Origin of the sequence: Halobellus limi, assembly GCF_004799685.1 — an archaeon.
GTDB lineage: Archaea > Halobacteriota > Halobacteria > Halobacteriales > Haloferacaceae > Haloquadratum > Haloquadratum limi.
Genome location: NZ_CP031311.1, coordinates 215,878 through 231,555, shown reverse-complemented (window position 1 = coordinate 231,555; position 15,678 = coordinate 215,878). Strand labels below are relative to the sequence as shown.

Here is a 15,678-nt window from a genome sequence, read left to right as displayed (position 1 = left end):
GTTTCGAAGTAAGATAATTGTTCCCAGGCCACGTATCCGCAGGAAATGGCAGAGATCCGATCGTCTTTCCCGCGTGATCGCCCCATCGAGGGTCCGTCTATCGACGCCGTCAGGGCGCGTCGTCGATCTCGTGCGTCCTCCCCGAGGCGGTCGCTCCCGCTCCGCGGGAGAGACGCGAAAAAGATCGCGCGGGGCGTCGTGACGGAGGGTAAATAATGAACGAATCCGACCGTCGATGCACCTACTGGGACCCCTCGGAGTGCACCGGAACGCCGTTCTGCCCGCCGCGGTGTCCACGGTTCGTCGACGGCGAGGAGACCCCGTTACTCGTCCGACGCTACGAGGAGAGCGAGTTCGACGCGGTCGTGAGGATGTACGAGGACCTCGATCCGGAGAACCGCACGATGGGGCTGCCGCCGGCGAATCGAGACCGGCTCGAAGAGTGGCTGACCAAGCTCACCGAGAACGGCTGGAACCTGGTCGCCGTCGACGACGACCGCGTCGTCGGACACGTCGGCGTCGTCCCGGCCGCGACCGAAGATCCCCAGTTCGTGATCTTCGTGCACGACGACTACCAGAACCGCGGGGTCGGCTCCGAACTGATCAAACACCTCATCGCCTCCGCCGCCGACAGAGGTCACAAGACGCTTCAACTGGACGTCGAGAAGGAGAACCGCCGCGCCATCTCCGTCTACCGTAACGTCGACTTCGAGGTCACCGAGCGGAAGGGAATGGGCCTCTCGATGGAGCTCTCTCTGGACGCCGCGATCGCGGAGGCGGTACAGCGACCGCCGGCAGAACGGTGATACTGTCGGCTGTAACTATTTCGAGAGGTCCGCGACCCCGGAGTCGCGGAATGCCTCGCAGATTTACAGCCGACAGTACGACCGCCACGGGATCGAGTGGTTCGGGGTACTGTCGAGGAACCGCGCGGCTACGACTCCTCGCCGACGAGCCGTTCGACCATCCGCTCGGGATCGAACCGTTCGATGTCGTCGTAGCCCTGGCCGGTTCCTAAGAAGAGGATCGGCTTGCCCGTGACGTAGGCGATGGAGATGGCCGCGCCGCCGTTGGAGTCGGCGTCGGCCTTCGTGAGGACGGCCCCGTCGATTTCCGCGGCGTCGTTGAACGTCTTCGCGCGCTCGACGGCGTCCTGGCCCGCGACCGCCTCGTCGACGAACAGCGTCATATCGGGGTCGACGACGCGGTCGATCTTCTCCAACTGCGCCATCAGGTCGTTGGAGGTGTGGAGCCGACCCGCGGTGTCGCCGAGGACGACGTCGACGTCGTGGGCCTCGGCGTACTCGACGGCGTCGTAGAGCACGGCCGCGGGGTCGCCGCCCTGCTCGTGGGTGATGAGCTTCGTATCGAGGTTGTCGGCGTGTTTCTGGATCTGCTCGTTCGCGCCGGCGCGGTAGGTGTCGCCGTTCGCCATCACGACCGACAGCTCCTTGCGCTCGAAGTACCGCGCCATCTTCGCGATGCTCGTCGTCTTGCCGACGCCGTTGACGCCGGTGAAGACGATCGTCACCGGCTTCTCACTCTCTTCGACGCGCTCGTCGAAGTCGAACTGTCCGACGCTTATCACCTCATAAAGGGCGTCGTGCAGGGCGGTCTGGACGAGTTCGCCCGTGGTTTCGACCTGCGCTCGCGTCTCGCCGATCATCTTCTCGCGGATCGTATCGAGGATCTCCTCGGCGACGTTCATCTCGACGTCGCTCTCCAGAAGGGCCATCTCCAGTTCCCACAGGGGGTCTTCGAGGTCCTCCTCCTCGATGATGATCTTCCCCGTGGCGAACGCCGCCGCGCGCTTGAGTCGACCGGGACCCGAGTCGTCCGTCGCGTCCTCTCGGAGCGCGGCCGCGGCCTCTTCGGAGGCGAGCGGACCGGTGTCGGCGTCGTCGCTGTCGGCCGCTCTGTCGCTGTCGCTGACGGCCGCTCTGTCGTCGCTCGCGGTCTCCCCGTCGGTAGCGCCGGATTCGACTTCGGAAGCGTCGCCGTCTCCGTCCGCGGGGCCGTCGGCTTCCGCGTCGACGCTCGCGGACCGGCCCGTCGACCCGGTCGGTGATCCGGCCGCAGAAGCGTCCTGGGAGGCGTTTCCGGGTTCTTCCGCGGAGACGTCCCCGGACTCGTCCGCGGGAGCGTCGGAAGCGGCGGATTCGTCCGACGCGACCGACTCCTCGTCAGAGGCTACCGACTCGGAGTCGTCGGGGGCGGCCTCCTCGGCGTTCTCTTCGGCCGTCTCCTCGACGTCCTCCCGGAAGCTGTCGAGTTTCTTTTTCAGTCCGTCAAACATTGGTGTCTGCTCTCTCGCGTGCTACCGGGGTCGGCTCACTCGCCGTCGCCTTCGTCCATCTGCTGCATCTGCTGCATCTGCTGTTGCTGCATCTGCTGTTGCATCTGCTGGGCCTGCTGTTCGAGTTCGGAACTCTCGGATTCGAGTTCGGCGATGTCCTCTCGGACCTCCTCGATGCGGTCGTCCAGCGCGTCCTGCTTCGTTTCGAGGGCGTCGACCGCGTCCTCTGCGGACTGCTCGGCCGCGAAGTCGGCGCCGAGGCCGACGATGACCTCGTCGATGTCCTGGACCTCCGCGCGGACGTACGCGCCGCCGCCGAGGGGCACCTGGACCGTCGAGCCGCTCTCGAGGGTCCGGATCGCCTCGATCGCCTCGTCGATCTCGGTCTGTTCGGTCTGGAGGTCCTCGACCTGGGACTCCAGCTCCTCGATCTCCTCGTCTATCGCCTGCAGTTCCTGGGAGAGCTGCTGGAGTTGCTGCTGACCGCCGCCACCCATCATGCTGCGGCCTCCTCGGCCTCGGCGACCTCGTCGAGTTCGATCTGCGTGCGCTTCAGCCCGTGCTGGCTGCCGATGTTCGCGTACACGCGCTCGCGGGCGACGTCCTCGTTGGGCGCCTCCACGCTCGTGGTGAACTCGCTGAACCCCTCGCGGCTCTGGAACCGGCCGCTCACAGTAAACTGACTCATACCGCTTGATTCCGGAGCGACGGGGAAGTATCTTCCTACTCGGGAATCACGTGCTCGGCGGGAATCGCGCCGTGAGAACGGCTCTCGGAGCGACGCGGACCGAGGTGACGGAGGAGAGAACTGAACCGCCGAGCGCTCACTCGAGGTAGCCGAGCGCGTCCTCGATCCGGCTCAGCTCGGGGCCGGTCGTGTCCTCGCCGGCGACGTAGCCGGCCTCGTTGGCGACGAGGCCCGAGCCGACGAGCGGGGCGCCGTAGTTGATCGTACCGATGTCCGCGCGGACGTCGAGGTGCGCCTCGAGCGCCTCGAGTTCCGGTTCGCGGGACTTCGGGTGACAGAGCGCGCCCTCGTTGGTCGCGACGGCCGCCGTCCCGACGGTCTGGACGTCCGCGAGCGAGCCGTGCTCGACGGGGACCTCCAGCGTCGACTCGACGACGTCGACCGCCTCGTCGGAGAGTTCCGGGTGGACGTACGCGCCGTAGTCGTTCGCGAGGACGACGTTTCCGGCGGCGTTGATGCGACCGGGGAGTTCGGCGACCGGCACCTCCGCGGCCGATTCGATCGCCTCCTTCTCGCGCTCGGTGGCGCGGCTCGTCACGAGAATCCCGTTCTCGTTGCCGGTCGCGAGCGCGCCGACGGTCCCGGAGCCGCCGACAGTCGCCGCGACTGCCGGGACGTCGAGCTCTTCGGTCATCGCGTCGACGACGTCGGACTCGGCGTCCGAGCGGACGATGAGGACGTGATCCGTCGCGCGGGCGAACACGCCGACGTACGGCGACCCGGCGAAGGAGGCGCGGAGCACGCTACTCTGCGATCTCCGCCTCGACGATGGACTCGCCGTCCTCGTCGAACCGGGCGGCGCGGACGCGGAGCTTGCTCGGCGGCTTCTGCTTGCCGCGGGCCCACACCGTCTCGTTGAGCGAGGGGTCCAGGCGGACGGCGTCTTCGTCCACCTTGAAGTGCTTCGCGAGGTGCTCTCGGATCAGGGACATCGCTCGTCCGGCGCGCTCGTGGCCGGGAACCGCCTTGACGTCCCGAAGCGGTACCGTGACGACGCGCTCTTCGAAGTCGCTGGCGCTCATCCTTACTCGTCCGTGTTACTGCGACGCCAGTTGCGGCGCTTGGGGTTTCGCGTGACTTCCATATCCGTCTTCATCATCACCCAGGCCGGAACGCGCGTGTTCTGGCGCTCCAGTTTGGCCAGGCGCTTCTTCTTGGCCTTCGATTTCTTACCCATAGTGGTCGCTTCTACCCCCGGACCGCATAAAATCTTGTTCCTTCGGGGCTGCCGGACGTGCGAGGGAGTACCACTCTCCCGATGAGTGCATTCCACGCGTCCCGAATACTGCGCGTGCTCCGCTCGTCTCGGATGCGAGTCTGCCCGAGCGCGTCGGAGCCGGTCCAAACCCACGGGGTGGCCCGAGCGCGTCGGAGTCGACCGAGCGCGCGAAGTCGAGACGTTCAACACGGCGGGGCGCCTCCCGTCGGTCGAATGCGCACCCGAACGCCCCTCTTCGTCTTCCTGCTCGTCGCCGCGATCTGGGGGACCGGATTCACTGCGACCGAGGTCGGCCTCAGGTCGCTGCCGCCGGCCCTCTTCGCGGCACTCCGGTTCGATCTGGCCGCGGTCCTCCTCTTCGGTCTCGCCGGGTGGCGCGGAGACCGACTCCGCCCCGCCGGCCGCGGGGAGTGGCGGCCGATTCTGACCGGGGGCGTCCTCCTGATCGGCGTCCACCACGCGCTGCTCTTCGCCGGCCAGCAGTACGTCCCGAGCGCCGTCGCCGCCGTGCTCCTCGGACTCATTCCGATCGTCACGCCCGCGCTGACGCGACTGTCGACGGCCCGGAAGCGACTCACGCCGGTCGGCCTCCTCGGCGTCGGTCTGGGGTTTCTCGGCGTCGTCACCATCGCGAACCCCGATCCGTCGAACCTCGTCGGATCGGATCTCCGGGGTATCACGCTCGTCCTCGGATCGGCGCTCGCCTTCGCGTTCGGTGCGGTCCTGACCCACGACACGGAAGCCACGATGCCGACGCTGGCCGAGCAGGCCTGGATGATGCTCGTCGGCGCGGTCGTCCTCCACGCGGCGAGCGCGCTCCTGCCCGGGGAGTCGCTGTCGGCCGTCGTCTGGACCGTCGACGGGGTCCTCGCCGTCGTCTACCTCGCCGTCGTCGCCGGCGCGGCCGGGTTCGCGCTGTACTTCTGGCTCCTGCGCCGCGTCGGCCCGGTCGAGGTGAGCCTCCTGGAGTACGTGATCCCGGTCGTCGCCGCCGTCGTCGGGTGGCTCGCCCTCGGCGAGGCGCTCGCGCCCACGACCCTGCTCGGGTTCGCGATCATCTTCGCGGGGTTCGTCCTCGTCAAGCGCGGGGCCGTCCGGAACGCGCTTCGGCGCTGGCGCGGGGGCACGGCTCCGCAGGCGCAGCGTGCGGATTGAGGCGGGGCGATCGAACTGACGAACCGAGGGCAGTCGTGACGATGGTCGAACTGAGGTGGCCGAACCGAGGACAGTCGTGAGCGACTCCTCGGATCCGCCTCACAGCCCGATCGACGCGACCGTCTCGTACTCGGGGCCGTCCTCGGTCAGCGTGCTCTCGGTCAGCCGGACCTCCTCGACCCGAAAGGCGCCGATGTCGGGATCGATCTCGCCGACGACCCGCTGGACGAGGTCCTTCCCGCGCGCGTCGTCCATCCGAGCGAGCGTGACGTGCGGCGTGAACGCGTGGTCGTCGGCCTCGAACCCCATCGCCGTCAGTTCGTCTTCGATACGCTCGTGCAGCCGCGTCGTCTCCGCCGCGCCCCCGCCGTCGCGGACGCCGGCCCAGAGGACGCTGATGTACTCCGGGGAGGGAAAGACGCCGAAGCCGCCGACCCGGAGTTCGAACGGGTCGACGCCGGCGTCGGCGACGGCGCGCTCCAGCGCGGACTCGATCTCGCCCACCCGATCCGGGTCGGTGTCCCCGAGGAAGAACAGCGTCAGGTGCGCCTGCGTGGGGTCGACGAAGCGCAGCCCCTCGGCGTCGGCGAAGCGCTCTTGGGCGTCGGCGACGCCCTCGGCGAGGCGGTCCGGGAGGTCGATGCTGACGAACAGTCGCATACCGGAGCCAGGACCGCGCGAGACGTAAAATCACCGCGTGACGCAGTGCTTAACCGTGCCGATACCCAATCGCGGTGTATGACAGACGGCGAGCGAGACGACCACGAGTTCTCCTCGGGGCAGGGCTTCGACGAGGACTACGAGGAGTTCACACTCGACCCGCCGGAGCTGAAGGTCGACCCGACGAAGGTCGACCCCGTCGACACGCGGGTCCTCACCGACGAACTCGACCGGCGAAACATCGCCTCCGACGAGGTCGACGTCGAGCAGCTGATCGACGTCGGGCTCTCCTACATGCAGATCAACCGCTTCGAGGAGGCCACAGAGACCTTCGAGCGGGCGGCGCGCTTCGCCGAGGAGGAGTCGCTCGAAGCGCAGGAGGCGTGGGTGAACAAAGGGGCTGCACACGCCGAATTAGAGGAGTGGGACGAGGCCATCGGCGCGTACCGGGAGGCGCTCCGCGCCAACGAGGAGTCCGAACACGCCGCGTCGGCGGAGACCAACCTCGCGTACGCGCTCTGGAACGCCGGCGAGATCGAGGCGGCGCTGCACCACGCCGAGCGCGCCGTCGAGATCGACCCGCGCTTCCCGCAGGCGTGGTACAACCGCGGGTTCTTCCTCGCCGAACGCGGTCTCAACGAGGAGGCCGTCAACGCCTTCGACAACGCCATCCGCCTGGGGATGCGCACCGCCGACGTCCTCGAAGAGAAGGCCGCCGCGCTGGAGGAACTCGGCGAGGACGAACAGGCCGAAGAGGTCCAACAGCAGGCGAACGAACTGCGACAGGAACGCGAACAGGAGATGCTGCAACAGCAGCAAGGACAGCAGGGGCAACAACAGCGGCCGCAGGACCGTCAGCGGCGCCGGTGACGGTGATGCTCCTCCGCGAACGACAGACCTCGGACGGCCTGCTCGTCTCCGTCTGCGACCCCGAGTGCCTCGGCGAGACCTACACCGAGGGCGAGATCGAACTCGACGTGACCGAGGCGTTCTACGGCGGCGACCAGGCCCGGGAAGCCGACGCCGAGACCGTCGTCGACAGCCTCACCCGCGCCAGCGTCGCCAACCTCGTCGGCGAGCGCGCCGTCTCCGTCGCGATCGACGCCGGCATCATCGACGAGGAGCGTGTGCTCTCGGTCGACGGGACCCTGCACGCGCAACTGCTCTGGATGTAGAAAACACCCCCACCTTTTTGCTGACTCGGGTGCGCCTCCGGCGCACCGCTCTCCACGGGCGACTCACGGGTCGCCCGTGGGGAAGCGAGACGGCTCTGCCGTCTCGCCCTCGTTGCAAAAAGCTGGACCAAAAAGACGCCGCTCGCTCGGCCTTCGGCCTCGCTCGCGGAAGAACATCCTGGAAACAGAGGACGAGACAGCTACTCTACAGCTCCCCGGATCAGCTGAAAAATAGACGATGCTTGCAGAGCAGATAGTTCGTCTCACACCTTCTGAAAGAACGGTCTTGTAACCAACATCGGTTGCATTTTCCCGCCCAGACCGAAGCCGTGTTAGTGCTGCGGCCGTTATCAGACCCCAATGAGAACGCAGGAACAGTATCCGATCGACGTCGACGCCATCCGCGAGGACTTCCCGATTCTCGATCGACAGGTCGGCGGCGACATCGAGACGCCCGGCGAGGGCCCCGACGACACCCGCCCGCTCGTCTACCTCGACAACGCCGCGACTAGTCAGACGCCGAAACCCGTCGTCGAGTCCATCGTCGACTACTACTACGGCTACAACTCGAACGTCCACCGCGGCATCCACCACCTGAGCCAGGAGGCCTCCGTCGCCTACGAGGCGGCCCACGACCGCGTCGCGGAGTTCATCGGCGCCGAGGGGAGAGAGGAGATCGTCTTCACGAAGAACACGACCGAGGCGCTGAACCTCGTCGCCTACGCGTGGGGGCTCGCCGAGCTGGGCCCCGGTGACACGGTCGTCCTGACCGAGATGGAGCACCACGCCTCCTTGGTCACCTGGCAGCAGATCGCGAAGAAGACCGGTGCGAGCGTCGAGTACATTCGGGTCGACGACGACGGACGGCTGGATATGGAACACGCCGCCGAACTGATCGACGACTCGACCGCGATGGTCTCGTCCGTCCACGTCTCGAACACGCTCGGGACGGTCGTGCCCGTTTCCGACCTCGCGGACCTGGCGCACGAACACGACGCGTACGTCTTCGTCGACGGCGCGCAGTCGGTTCCGACCCGTCCCGTGGACGTCGGCGAGATCGACGCGGACTTCCTCGCCTTCTCGGGGCACAAGATGCTCGGTCCGACGGGTATCGGCGTGCTCTACGGGAAAGAGCACATCCTCGAAGCGATGCAGCCGTACCTCTACGGCGGCGAGATGATCCGGAGCGTCACCTACGAGGACTCGACGTGGGAAGACCTCCCCTGGAAGTTCGAGGCCGGCACGCCGGTCATCGCGCAGGGGATCGCCCTGCACGCCGCGGTCGACTATCTCGACGAGATCGGAATGGACCGCGTGCAAGAACACGAGGAACTCCTCGCCGAGTACGCCTACGACCGGTTGAGCGAGTTCGACGACGTCGAGATCTACGGCCCGCCGGGCGACGACCGCGGCGGCCTCGTCGCGTTCAACCTCGACGGCGTCCACGCCCACGATCTCTCCAGCATCCTCAACGACCACGGCGTCGCGATCCGCGCCGGCGACCACTGCACCCAGCCGCTGCACGACAAGCTCGGCGTGGCCGCCTCGACCCGCGCGTCCTTCTACGTCTACAACGAGAAGTCCGAGATCGACGCGCTCGTCGACGCCGTCGACGACGCCCGGCAGCTCTTCGCCTGATCCGCTCACCCGGTTTCCGGGGGGGCGCAGACCCACCTCGCCCGAACCTCTTTGTGGCTGACGCGTGACCTCCCGCATCGATGCCCACAGTCGGCCGGTTCCTGATCGAGACGATCCAGCGGACGATCAACGAGTTCGCGGTGGGGCTGCAGGACGCCGCCCCGAAGATCCTGACCGGACTCGTGTTTCTCACGATCGCGTATCTGGGAATCCGGCTGCTTATGCGCGTCGTCCGCCGGGCGCTCGACGCCGTCTATCCCGCAGAACAGCGCCTCATCGTCGACCTCGGCGTGACCGTCGCCGGCGTCTTCCTGTGGTTCGGCGTCGGGCTGACGCTCCTGAACATCTTCGGGATGGGCGAGATCGCCGCGAGCCTCGGCACCGCCGCCGGCTTCGTCGCGCTCGGCGTCTCCTACGCGCTCTCGAACATGATCGCCGACACCGTCGCGGGCGTGTACCTGCTCCGCGATCCGGATTTCAACCCCGGCGACGAGGTGAAATCCGATCCCGTCACTGGGACCGTAGAGGCGATCGAACTCCGGAAGACCCGCTTCAGAAACGAGGAGGGCGACACCGTCGTCGTCGCGAACCGCGACGTCGAGAAGAAGTGGACGCGGTTGGTCGGTGACGACGACGCTACAGCAGACGCCTGAGCGAGATCACGGCCACCATTCCCGTCCCGAGCGCCAAGAGAACGCTGTCGGTCCGTCGAGCGACGATCAGGACCGCGGTCGCCGAGACGAGCCCGGGGATCCCGAACTCCGAGAGTGTCGGGACGAGCAGCGAGATCACGACCGCACCGGGGAGGGCATCGAGCGCCGCCTCGGTCCGTCCGGAGAGTTCGACCCGGCCGAGCAGCCAGATCCCGCCCGCTTTCGTCGCGTACGTCGCGACGCTCATCGCGAGGACGACGGCGACGACCGTCGGATCGAGCTCAACCATCGTACCACGCCGCCCGCAGGAGGCTTCCGGACAGGCCGCCGCACAGCACGTACCAGTACCCGGGCAGTAAGCGGGCGGTCACCACGGCCACCACGGCGGCGACGGTCCACGCGGGGAGGGTGGACCGACCCTCCCAGAGTTCGGTCGCGAGGACGAGAAAGACCGCCGTGAGGACGAAATCCAGGCCGAATCGGGCGGGCCGTTCGACGCTTCCGCCGACCGTGACCCCGATCGCCGTGGCGAGGACCCAGAACGCCCAGATCGCGAGGCCGCTTCCGAGCAGGAAGGCACCCCGGCGACTACCGGAGCGCAGCTCGCCGATCGTGAGCGCCCAGTTCTCGTCGGCGGTGAAGAACACGCTCGCGTACGCCCGCGTCGGCGAGAGGTGCCGGAACCAGGGGCGGAGCGCCGCCCCCATCAGCAGATACCTGAGGTTCACGACGAGGGTCGTGCCCACGACCGCGAGGACGGGGATCGGGTCCGTCCAGATCTCGACCGCGACGAGCTGGGCCGCCCCGGCCAGAACGGTCGCGCTCATCAGTGTCGCCTCGGCCGCGCTGAGGCCCGCGCGGTCGGCGAGAACACCGAACACGAATCCGTAGCCCGCGACGCCGAGCGCGATCGGCGTACAGCGGACGAAGCCGGCGCGGAGTCCCGCCAGTGAAAACGACATCGACTCGATCGCACCGGGCGCGCCCGGCGCGTGATCGTCCCGTTTCTGACTCATCGACGGAACCCTTGACCGCTCGGGCTCGTAAACTCTCGGAGAAGCGAATTTCTCCCCTTTCAGGACCGGCTACGGATCGTTCCAGGCGTCCTCGGAGGCGACGTGCCGGACGAGTCGTCGCCCGCGGTCGGTGAGGGCGTACCGGCCGTCGTCGCGAGCGACGAGCCCGTCGAGTTGCCGGAGGTGGTAGTTCAATCGTCCCTTGTCGCGGATCGACAGGTCCGCCCGCAGGTCTGCGTACCGGACGTCTTCGGTCCGTCGGTGGAGCGTCGCGAGGATCTCGAGCCGGATCGGGTTCGCGAGCACGTCGAGCGTCTCGGAGACGCCCTCGATCTCGGCGGTCCGGAGAGACGGAGACTCCGACGCGTCAGAGGTGCTGAGCCACGTTGGGATCGCCATCGGTCTCCGTTGCGTCCGAAGAATTGTAGAGATATCGGTGCTTCGAGGCGGCCGGGACCTACCGCCCGGCAGCGTCCGCCCCGACCGGCGTGCGTGGCGGCGGAACTCTTTTGCGCGAGACAGGCCTACCTCCGGCAACAATGGGAATGGGATCGGACATGTATCGGCAGCAGATCCTGGATCACTACAAGAACCCCCGGAACAAGGGCGAGATGTCGGATCCGGACTTCTCACACACCGGGGAGAACCCCTCCTGCGGCGACACGATCACGGTGAACGTCAGTCTCGAAGACGACGGCGAGACCATCGAATACGTCACTTTCACGGGCGACGGCTGTGCGATCAGTCAGGCCTCCGCGAGTATGCTCTCGGAGAAACTCCGCGGGCTGACGCTGTCGGAACTCGACGCGATGGACACCGACGACGTGACGGATATGCTCGGCGTCGACATCTCGCCGATGCGGATCAAGTGCGCCGTGCTCGCCCGGCAGGTGGCCCAGGACGGCGCGAAGATCTACGAGGGCGACGTCGACATCGACGAGACGACGACGGAAGACTAACAACCACCTTTTTCCGCCTCGGGTGCGCTCCGCGCACCACTCGGCGCAAAAACCTGGAGGGAAAAAGGCCGCTCGCTCGGCCTCCGGCCTCGCTCGCGGTAGGAGTCCTAGGACTCACCAGTGGATTACTCGTCGACTGGATCGATTTCAAACTCAGCTACAATGGATTAGCCGAGGAGTCGACAGTGCGAATTGATCTCGGTTCTTGCTCGCAAAATAGTGCGCTTAAGAAGTGACGAGCAGAAAACATATGCCACCAAATTGCTGAGGCAAGAGTATGGGAGTGAGGAAATTTTGGATCGGTATCGTGGTGGTTGTTTTTCTTGTGTCTACAGGTATTGGAGCCGTGTTACTCTACGACCATTTAGATGGTACTGCTCGCGGGCTTCAAGTTTACCCTGATGATATTGATAATACAACTGACAAGGATATCGTCCGTTACGAGAATATGTCCGAGGACGAACAATCAGTATTTAGATCAGCGGTAGATTCGGAAAATGGACTCGCTCCAATACCTGAAAGCGCAGACTACAGTATCTGGTATGAGACTGAATATGTGAAATACCAAAACGAAACGTACCGCGTGCATATGGTCGTAGAGTAATTGCCCTGTACTGATCGACAGGCACGTCTTCTGTGTTGAGCATCCGCGCGCGAACGAAGTGAGCGAGCGGTTCACCGCCGACGAACGGCCGAAGGCCGTGAAGTCGGCGGCATTTTTCCCTCTAGGTTTTTGCGCGGAGGGTTCCCGCAGCGAACGAAGTGAGCGAGGAAACCCTCCGCACAAAAAGGTAGGTGTTTATTCAGGCTTCAGGCCGCCGTCCTGAACGCGCATCACGGCCTCGCCGTCGGCGAGGTTGGGTGCGTCGACGAGTTTGACGATCCGCTTGTCGCCCTTCGACTTCCGGAGGTACATCCGGAACGTCGAAGTGTGTCCGAGGATGTTGCCGCCGATCGGCTGGGTCGGGTCGCCGAAGTACGAGTCGGGGTTGGAGGCGACCTGGTTCGTTACCAGCACGGCCGTGTTGTAGAGGTCGCCGATGCGCATCAGGTCGTGGAGGTGCTTGTTGAGCTTCTGCTGGCGTTCGGCGAGTTCACCGCGGCCGACGTACTCCGCGCGGAAGTGTGCGGTGAGCGAGTCGACGCAGAGCAGGCGGACGGGGAACTCGGCCTCCTCGTTGTCGCGGGCGAGTTCCTTGGCCTTCTCAGCGAGGAGGATCTGGTGGTTGGAGTTGAACGCCTTCGCGACGTGGATGTGATCGAGGAAGCTGTCCAGGAGGTCGTTCATCGTCTCCTCGTCGCCGGGCGACCCCTCGATCTCGCGTCGCTCCAGGACGTCGGCGATGATCTCGTCGTCGAGGCCGCGGATCATGTCGTCGATCCGCTCGGGGCGGAACGTGTCCTCGGAGTCGATGAAGATACAGGAGCCGCCGAGACCGCCGTGTTCCTCCGGGAGTTGGACGTTGACGGCCATCTGGTGGGTGACCTGCGACTTGCCCGCGCCGAACTCGCCGTACACCTCGGTGATCGACTGCGTCTCGATCCCGCCGCCGAGGAGCTCGTCGACCTCGGGGATCAGCCACGAGAGCTTCCCGATCTTCTCGCGCCGTTCGAGGACGGTCGCACCCGTCTCGAAGCCGCCGATGTCGGCGGCGTCGCGGGCGGCGTTGATGATGTCGGCCGCGGTCGATTCGCCGACGTCGGCCGTGTTGGACATCTCGCCCGGACTCGCGACGGCGATCGCCTGATAGCTCTCGAATCCCGATTCGGTCAGCTTGTCCGCTGTCGCGGGGCCCACTCCGGGAAGACTCTCGAGGTCGTCTTCTGGCATTGTATCCGCCTCTGGGTCGGGCTCGCACATAAACCCTCGTTAACACCAAAGTGAAAGTGAAAGCGCGCGACGGGGAGGCCGTTCGCGGTTCGGGTCGGCGAAGTTTCAAACCGAAGGCCGCGAGCTACGCGTCGTCGCCGTGGGTCACGCGTCTCCGCCGCGGAGTGCCGCCGCCACGTCGGCGCTTACGGACGGCACCGCTCGGCACGTTTCGGCGACGACGACGTACCCGGCCGCCTCGCGCTCGGCGAAGTCGACCCGCGTGTCGCCCTCGTATCGGGAAATCCGATCGTCGATCCAGCGCAACTCCCGGGCGAACCGCGGGAGGACAGCGTCGACGACGAGGCGGTTCCGATCCGCCTCGCGCGCGGCGCTGATCGCGTCGACGGCGTCGGTACGGAGGTCGGCGACGTCGTCCGCCTCGTCGACGGCGACGTCGTCGCCCCCCTCGATTCGTTCGCGGAGCGCCTCGAACGCCCGGAGATACACGAGCGTCTCCGTCGCAGCGAGGGCAGCGCTCGCGGGCGACGGCCCCTCCCGCCCGTCGCCGCGGTCCTCGGTGCGCCACCGCGCGTTCCGGAGGACGTCGTCGAGTGCGATCACGCCGGCGGTCCGGCCGACGTCCCGATCCACGAGGGAGGTCGGATCGTCGGTTTCCTCGGGGAGCGACTCGCCGCGCGTTCGGACGCGCTCGTCGAGAGTGTCTCGGGCGGCCGCGAACCGCTCGCGGAGGGTCGTCTCCTCCCCGAGGCCCTCGCGAAACTGATCGAAGTAGTACGACGCGACCGCTTCCGAAGTCCGTGCGCGTTCGACGTCGACCGCGAGGTCCGCGAAGTCGAGCGGCTGCTCCGCCGCGTGTTCGAGGTCGCGCTCTCGGAACGACAGCCAGTTCCGCGCGCCACGGATCTCGCGTTCGATCTCCGCGTGGACGACCGCCGCCCGCACCGGGTCGTCGCCGACGTACTCCCATCGGGAAGCCAACGCGTCGACGTCGGCGTCGACGGTCCTCCGTGACTCGCGGAGATCGTCGACGGTCGCGTCACCCTCGATCGCGCGCCAGGCGGTCTGTACCTCGTGTGCGCTCGCCCGGGCTCGGGTCGTGCGGTCGAGCCGCTCGTAGGCCGTCCCGTCTCCCGAAGACGCGCCGATCGCCTCGCGTGCGGCCTCGTACTCCCCGTTCGCCCGTTCGCGGATCACCCCGTTCGGTATCTGCTTCTCGTCGAACGGCGCGGGCACCGAGTCGAGTTTCCCCTCGGCGATCTCGCGCTGGTCGGCGACGAACGACGCATCGATGTCGACCGGGAGCGTCTCGGAGATCTCGGGCGCCTCGCCGTCGACGACGGCCGCGAGCGCGTCGCCGTCGATCGTCTCGGGGCCCGATCCGGGGAGCTGATCGAGACACCCCGCGAGGGACGTGAGCCCCAGCGCGCCGGAGAGCGCGAGTACCTCTCGACGGCCGAGACGACTGTCTTGCCGGGATCCCGAAGGCGTTCGGGTCACTCCCCTTCTCCCTCCCCGGTCGCCATCGATTCACCCGTCGGCGTCCGACAGCGACCGCCGCCGCTGCTGGATCCGTAGCTCCGGACGTCGTCGGGGTTCAGCGCGGCCGGGATGCGGATGAGGTTCGTCACGAAGTCGTCGGCGTCGGCCTCGCAGGCGACGTCGGCGTCGCGGAGGATCCGCGCGTAGTCGGTCTCGATCTCGGAGTCGGTCCACCGGACCCAGCAGAGCCGTCGCTCGTAGCACTCGGGCACGACGTGGCCCTCGACGTACACCGACTCCGACTCGAAGTCGGTCTCCTCGAGGAGCGCGCGGGCCTCGTCGGCGCCGTCGACGTCCGCGAACGTGAGCGACGCGGCCCGTTCGGCGTCAGCGACGAGGTCGTGTTGCCAATCGTCGAACCGCGGCGTGCCGGTGGAATCGCTCTCCGACGCGTCCGTCTCCGAGTCCGGTTCCTCGACGATCGGAGCCAGTTCGGAGCTCCGGAGGCTGACGTGCGTCGGGTCGGTCAGAGCGTCTTCGGGCGGTTCGACGTTCGGCCCCGCGCGGGCGGTTCCCGAAGCGGAACCGCTGCCGCCGCAGCCGGCGAGCGCGGAGACCCCGAGGAGCGCCGCCGTCGACTGGAGGAGGCGTCGCCTACTCGAGGAGGGCGTGTTGGAGGGCATCGACCGGAACTACTCGGGAGGAGAATAAAATAGCCACGGGAACGGCCACCGCCGATCGCGGCGAGCGTTTATACGCGATCGGGCGGCCAGACGCGGCGTGCGCTGGAGATCGCCCCGCGTCGAGCCGCGGTCGTTCGGCACGTCGGCGCGGGAGAACCGGTCC

The 15,678-nt window shown here is 66.9% G+C and carries 21 protein-coding genes; 8 read left to right on the top strand and 13 right to left on the bottom strand.

Annotated features, from left to right (window positions below):
• Positions 1-215 precede the first annotated feature (215 nt).
• Complete coding sequence (locus DV707_RS01165) at positions 216-806, top strand: GNAT family N-acetyltransferase (RefSeq protein WP_103991004.1); 591 nt, start codon at positions 216-218, stop codon at positions 804-806.
• Between the two features lie 128 nt (positions 807-934).
• On the opposite strand, the gene ftsY is transcribed toward DV707_RS01165, so the two are convergent.
• The 6 genes from ftsY to DV707_RS01135 all read right to left on the bottom strand — a co-directional run bounded on the left by ftsY (position 935) and on the right by DV707_RS01135 (position 4,221).
• Positions 935-2,296, bottom strand: a complete 1,362-nt coding sequence (gene ftsY, locus DV707_RS01160) for a signal recognition particle-docking protein FtsY (protein WP_103991005.1) — start codon at positions 2,294-2,296, stop codon at positions 935-937.
• Positions 2,297-2,331: 35 nt separating this feature from the next.
• Positions 2,332-2,796: a prefoldin subunit alpha gene (gene pfdA, locus DV707_RS01155; protein ID WP_200820856.1), complete on the bottom strand. Its 465-nt coding sequence runs from the start codon at positions 2,794-2,796 to the stop codon at positions 2,332-2,334.
• On the bottom strand, positions 2,793-2,984 hold the full coding sequence (gene rpl18a / locus DV707_RS01150; RefSeq protein ID WP_103991007.1) for a 50S ribosomal protein L18Ae: 192 nt from the start codon (positions 2,982-2,984) through the stop codon (positions 2,793-2,795). Before rpl18a ends, pfdA begins: the two co-directional genes overlap by 4 nt.
• Before the next feature lie 136 nt (positions 2,985-3,120).
• Complete coding sequence (locus tag DV707_RS01145) at positions 3,121-3,786, bottom strand: translation initiation factor IF-6 (protein WP_103991008.1); 666 nt, start codon at positions 3,784-3,786, stop codon at positions 3,121-3,123.
• Between the two features lies 1 nt (position 3,787).
• Positions 3,788-4,066, bottom strand: coding sequence for a 50S ribosomal protein L31e (locus DV707_RS01140; RefSeq protein ID WP_103991009.1), 279 nt, complete (start codon positions 4,064-4,066; stop codon positions 3,788-3,790).
• A gap of 2 nt (positions 4,067-4,068) precedes the next feature.
• The gene (locus DV707_RS01135) at positions 4,069-4,221 is read right to left on the bottom strand and encodes a 50S ribosomal protein L39e (protein ID WP_103991010.1); all 153 of its coding nucleotides are present in this window, start codon (positions 4,219-4,221) and stop codon (positions 4,069-4,071) included.
• Between the two features lie 255 nt (positions 4,222-4,476).
• On the opposite strand from DV707_RS01135, the gene DV707_RS01130 reads away from it, so the two are divergent.
• Positions 4,477-5,418 (top strand): DMT family transporter, encoded by a 942-nt coding sequence (locus tag DV707_RS01130; protein ID WP_103991011.1) that lies wholly within the window; start codon positions 4,477-4,479, stop codon positions 5,416-5,418.
• A gap of 99 nt (positions 5,419-5,517) precedes the next feature.
• Here DV707_RS01130 and thpR read toward each other — a convergent pair whose 3' ends face one another.
• Entirely contained in the window at positions 5,518-6,078 is a 561-nt protein-coding gene (gene thpR, locus DV707_RS01125; protein ID WP_103991012.1) for an RNA 2',3'-cyclic phosphodiesterase, read from the bottom strand.
• Positions 6,079-6,156: 78 nt separating this feature from the next.
• Here thpR and DV707_RS01120 point away from each other — a divergent pair, with 78 nt between their 5' ends.
• The 4 genes from DV707_RS01120 (at position 6,157) to DV707_RS01105 (ending at position 9,544) form a co-directional block, all read left to right on the top strand.
• Positions 6,157-6,948, top strand: a complete 792-nt coding sequence (locus DV707_RS01120; protein WP_103991013.1) for a tetratricopeptide repeat protein — start codon at positions 6,157-6,159, stop codon at positions 6,946-6,948.
• Between the two features lie 5 nt (positions 6,949-6,953).
• Entirely contained in the window at positions 6,954-7,253 is a 300-nt protein-coding gene (locus DV707_RS01115) for a DUF424 domain-containing protein (RefSeq protein ID WP_103991273.1), read from the top strand.
• Between the two features lie 360 nt (positions 7,254-7,613).
• Positions 7,614-8,891: a bifunctional cysteine desulfurase/selenocysteine lyase SufS gene (gene sufS / locus DV707_RS01110; protein ID WP_103991014.1), complete on the top strand. Its 1,278-nt coding sequence runs from the start codon at positions 7,614-7,616 to the stop codon at positions 8,889-8,891.
• Positions 8,892-8,971: 80 nt separating this feature from the next.
• Positions 8,972-9,544 (top strand): mechanosensitive ion channel family protein, encoded by a 573-nt coding sequence (locus tag DV707_RS01105; RefSeq protein WP_103991015.1) that lies wholly within the window; start codon positions 8,972-8,974, stop codon positions 9,542-9,544.
• On the opposite strand, the gene DV707_RS01100 is transcribed toward DV707_RS01105, so the two are convergent.
• From DV707_RS01100 to DV707_RS01090, 3 genes are all read right to left on the bottom strand, one after another.
• The gene (locus DV707_RS01100) at positions 9,528-9,833 is read right to left on the bottom strand and encodes an AzlD family protein (RefSeq protein WP_103991016.1); all 306 of its coding nucleotides are present in this window, start codon (positions 9,831-9,833) and stop codon (positions 9,528-9,530) included. The genes DV707_RS01105 and DV707_RS01100 overlap by 17 nt on opposite strands.
• Entirely contained in the window at positions 9,826-10,560 is a 735-nt protein-coding gene (locus tag DV707_RS01095; protein WP_103991017.1) for an AzlC family ABC transporter permease, read from the bottom strand. Before DV707_RS01095 ends, DV707_RS01100 begins: the two co-directional genes overlap by 8 nt.
• Before the next feature lie 69 nt (positions 10,561-10,629).
• A complete protein-coding gene (locus tag DV707_RS01090; RefSeq protein ID WP_103991018.1) occupies positions 10,630-10,959 on the bottom strand; it encodes a DUF7347 domain-containing protein in 330 nt (109 codons plus the stop codon).
• Positions 10,960-11,099: 140 nt separating this feature from the next.
• Between DV707_RS01090 and sufU the strand changes: the two genes are divergently transcribed.
• On the top strand, positions 11,100-11,519 hold the full coding sequence (sufU, locus tag DV707_RS01085; RefSeq protein WP_103991019.1) for a Fe-S cluster assembly sulfur transfer protein SufU: 420 nt from the start codon (positions 11,100-11,102) through the stop codon (positions 11,517-11,519).
• Positions 11,520-11,796: 277 nt separating this feature from the next.
• On the top strand, positions 11,797-12,123 hold the full coding sequence (locus DV707_RS01080; protein ID WP_136361781.1) for a hypothetical protein: 327 nt from the start codon (positions 11,797-11,799) through the stop codon (positions 12,121-12,123).
• A gap of 195 nt (positions 12,124-12,318) precedes the next feature.
• On the opposite strand, the gene radA is transcribed toward DV707_RS01080, so the two are convergent.
• The 3 genes from radA to DV707_RS01065 all read right to left on the bottom strand — a co-directional run bounded on the left by radA (position 12,319) and on the right by DV707_RS01065 (position 15,515).
• Positions 12,319-13,350, bottom strand: a complete 1,032-nt coding sequence (gene radA, locus DV707_RS01075; RefSeq protein WP_103991020.1) for a DNA repair and recombination protein RadA — start codon at positions 13,348-13,350, stop codon at positions 12,319-12,321.
• Positions 13,351-13,494: 144 nt separating this feature from the next.
• Positions 13,495-14,850: a hypothetical protein gene (locus tag DV707_RS01070; protein WP_103991021.1), complete on the bottom strand. Its 1,356-nt coding sequence runs from the start codon at positions 14,848-14,850 to the stop codon at positions 13,495-13,497.
• On the bottom strand, positions 14,847-15,515 hold the full coding sequence (locus DV707_RS01065) for a hypothetical protein (RefSeq protein ID WP_103991022.1): 669 nt from the start codon (positions 15,513-15,515) through the stop codon (positions 14,847-14,849). The genes DV707_RS01070 and DV707_RS01065 overlap by 4 nt, the downstream gene beginning before the upstream one ends.
• Between the last annotated feature and the right edge of the window lie 163 nt (positions 15,516-15,678).

What these genes read in the sequence shown, in the direction of transcription:
- DV707_RS01165 (WP_103991004.1), top strand. Translation starts at nt 216, where the DNA reads ATGAACGAATCCGACCGTCGATGCACCTACTGGGACCCCTCGGAGTGC.
- ftsY (WP_103991005.1), bottom strand. Translation starts at nt 2,296, where the DNA reads ATGTTTGACGGACTGAAAAAGAAACTCGACAGCTTCCGGGAGGACGTC.
- pfdA (WP_200820856.1), bottom strand. Translation starts at nt 2,796, where the DNA reads ATGATGGGTGGCGGCGGTCAGCAGCAACTCCAGCAGCTCTCCCAGGAA.
- rpl18a (WP_103991007.1), bottom strand. Translation starts at nt 2,984, where the DNA reads ATGAGTCAGTTTACTGTGAGCGGCCGGTTCCAGAGCCGCGAGGGGTTC.
- DV707_RS01140 (WP_103991009.1), bottom strand. Translation starts at nt 4,066, where the DNA reads ATGAGCGCCAGCGACTTCGAAGAGCGCGTCGTCACGGTACCGCTTCGG.
- DV707_RS01135 (WP_103991010.1), bottom strand. Translation starts at nt 4,221, where the DNA reads ATGGGTAAGAAATCGAAGGCCAAGAAGAAGCGCCTGGCCAAACTGGAG.
- DV707_RS01130 (WP_103991011.1), top strand. Translation starts at nt 4,477, where the DNA reads ATGCGCACCCGAACGCCCCTCTTCGTCTTCCTGCTCGTCGCCGCGATC.
- thpR (WP_103991012.1), bottom strand. Translation starts at nt 6,078, where the DNA reads ATGCGACTGTTCGTCAGCATCGACCTCCCGGACCGCCTCGCCGAGGGC.
- DV707_RS01120 (WP_103991013.1), top strand. Translation starts at nt 6,157, where the DNA reads ATGACAGACGGCGAGCGAGACGACCACGAGTTCTCCTCGGGGCAGGGC.
- DV707_RS01115 (WP_103991273.1), top strand. Translation starts at nt 6,954, where the DNA reads ATGCTCCTCCGCGAACGACAGACCTCGGACGGCCTGCTCGTCTCCGTC.
- sufS (WP_103991014.1), top strand. Translation starts at nt 7,614, where the DNA reads ATGAGAACGCAGGAACAGTATCCGATCGACGTCGACGCCATCCGCGAG.
- DV707_RS01105 (WP_103991015.1), top strand. Translation starts at nt 8,972, where the DNA reads ATGCCCACAGTCGGCCGGTTCCTGATCGAGACGATCCAGCGGACGATC.
- DV707_RS01100 (WP_103991016.1), bottom strand. Translation starts at nt 9,833, where the DNA reads ATGGTTGAGCTCGATCCGACGGTCGTCGCCGTCGTCCTCGCGATGAGC.
- DV707_RS01095 (WP_103991017.1), bottom strand. Translation starts at nt 10,560, where the DNA reads ATGAGTCAGAAACGGGACGATCACGCGCCGGGCGCGCCCGGTGCGATC.
- DV707_RS01090 (WP_103991018.1), bottom strand. Translation starts at nt 10,959, where the DNA reads ATGGCGATCCCAACGTGGCTCAGCACCTCTGACGCGTCGGAGTCTCCG.
- sufU (WP_103991019.1), top strand. Translation starts at nt 11,100, where the DNA reads ATGGGAATGGGATCGGACATGTATCGGCAGCAGATCCTGGATCACTAC.
- DV707_RS01080 (WP_136361781.1), top strand. Translation starts at nt 11,797, where the DNA reads ATGGGAGTGAGGAAATTTTGGATCGGTATCGTGGTGGTTGTTTTTCTT.
- radA (WP_103991020.1), bottom strand. Translation starts at nt 13,350, where the DNA reads ATGCCAGAAGACGACCTCGAGAGTCTTCCCGGAGTGGGCCCCGCGACA.
- DV707_RS01065 (WP_103991022.1), bottom strand. Translation starts at nt 15,515, where the DNA reads ATGCCCTCCAACACGCCCTCCTCGAGTAGGCGACGCCTCCTCCAGTCG.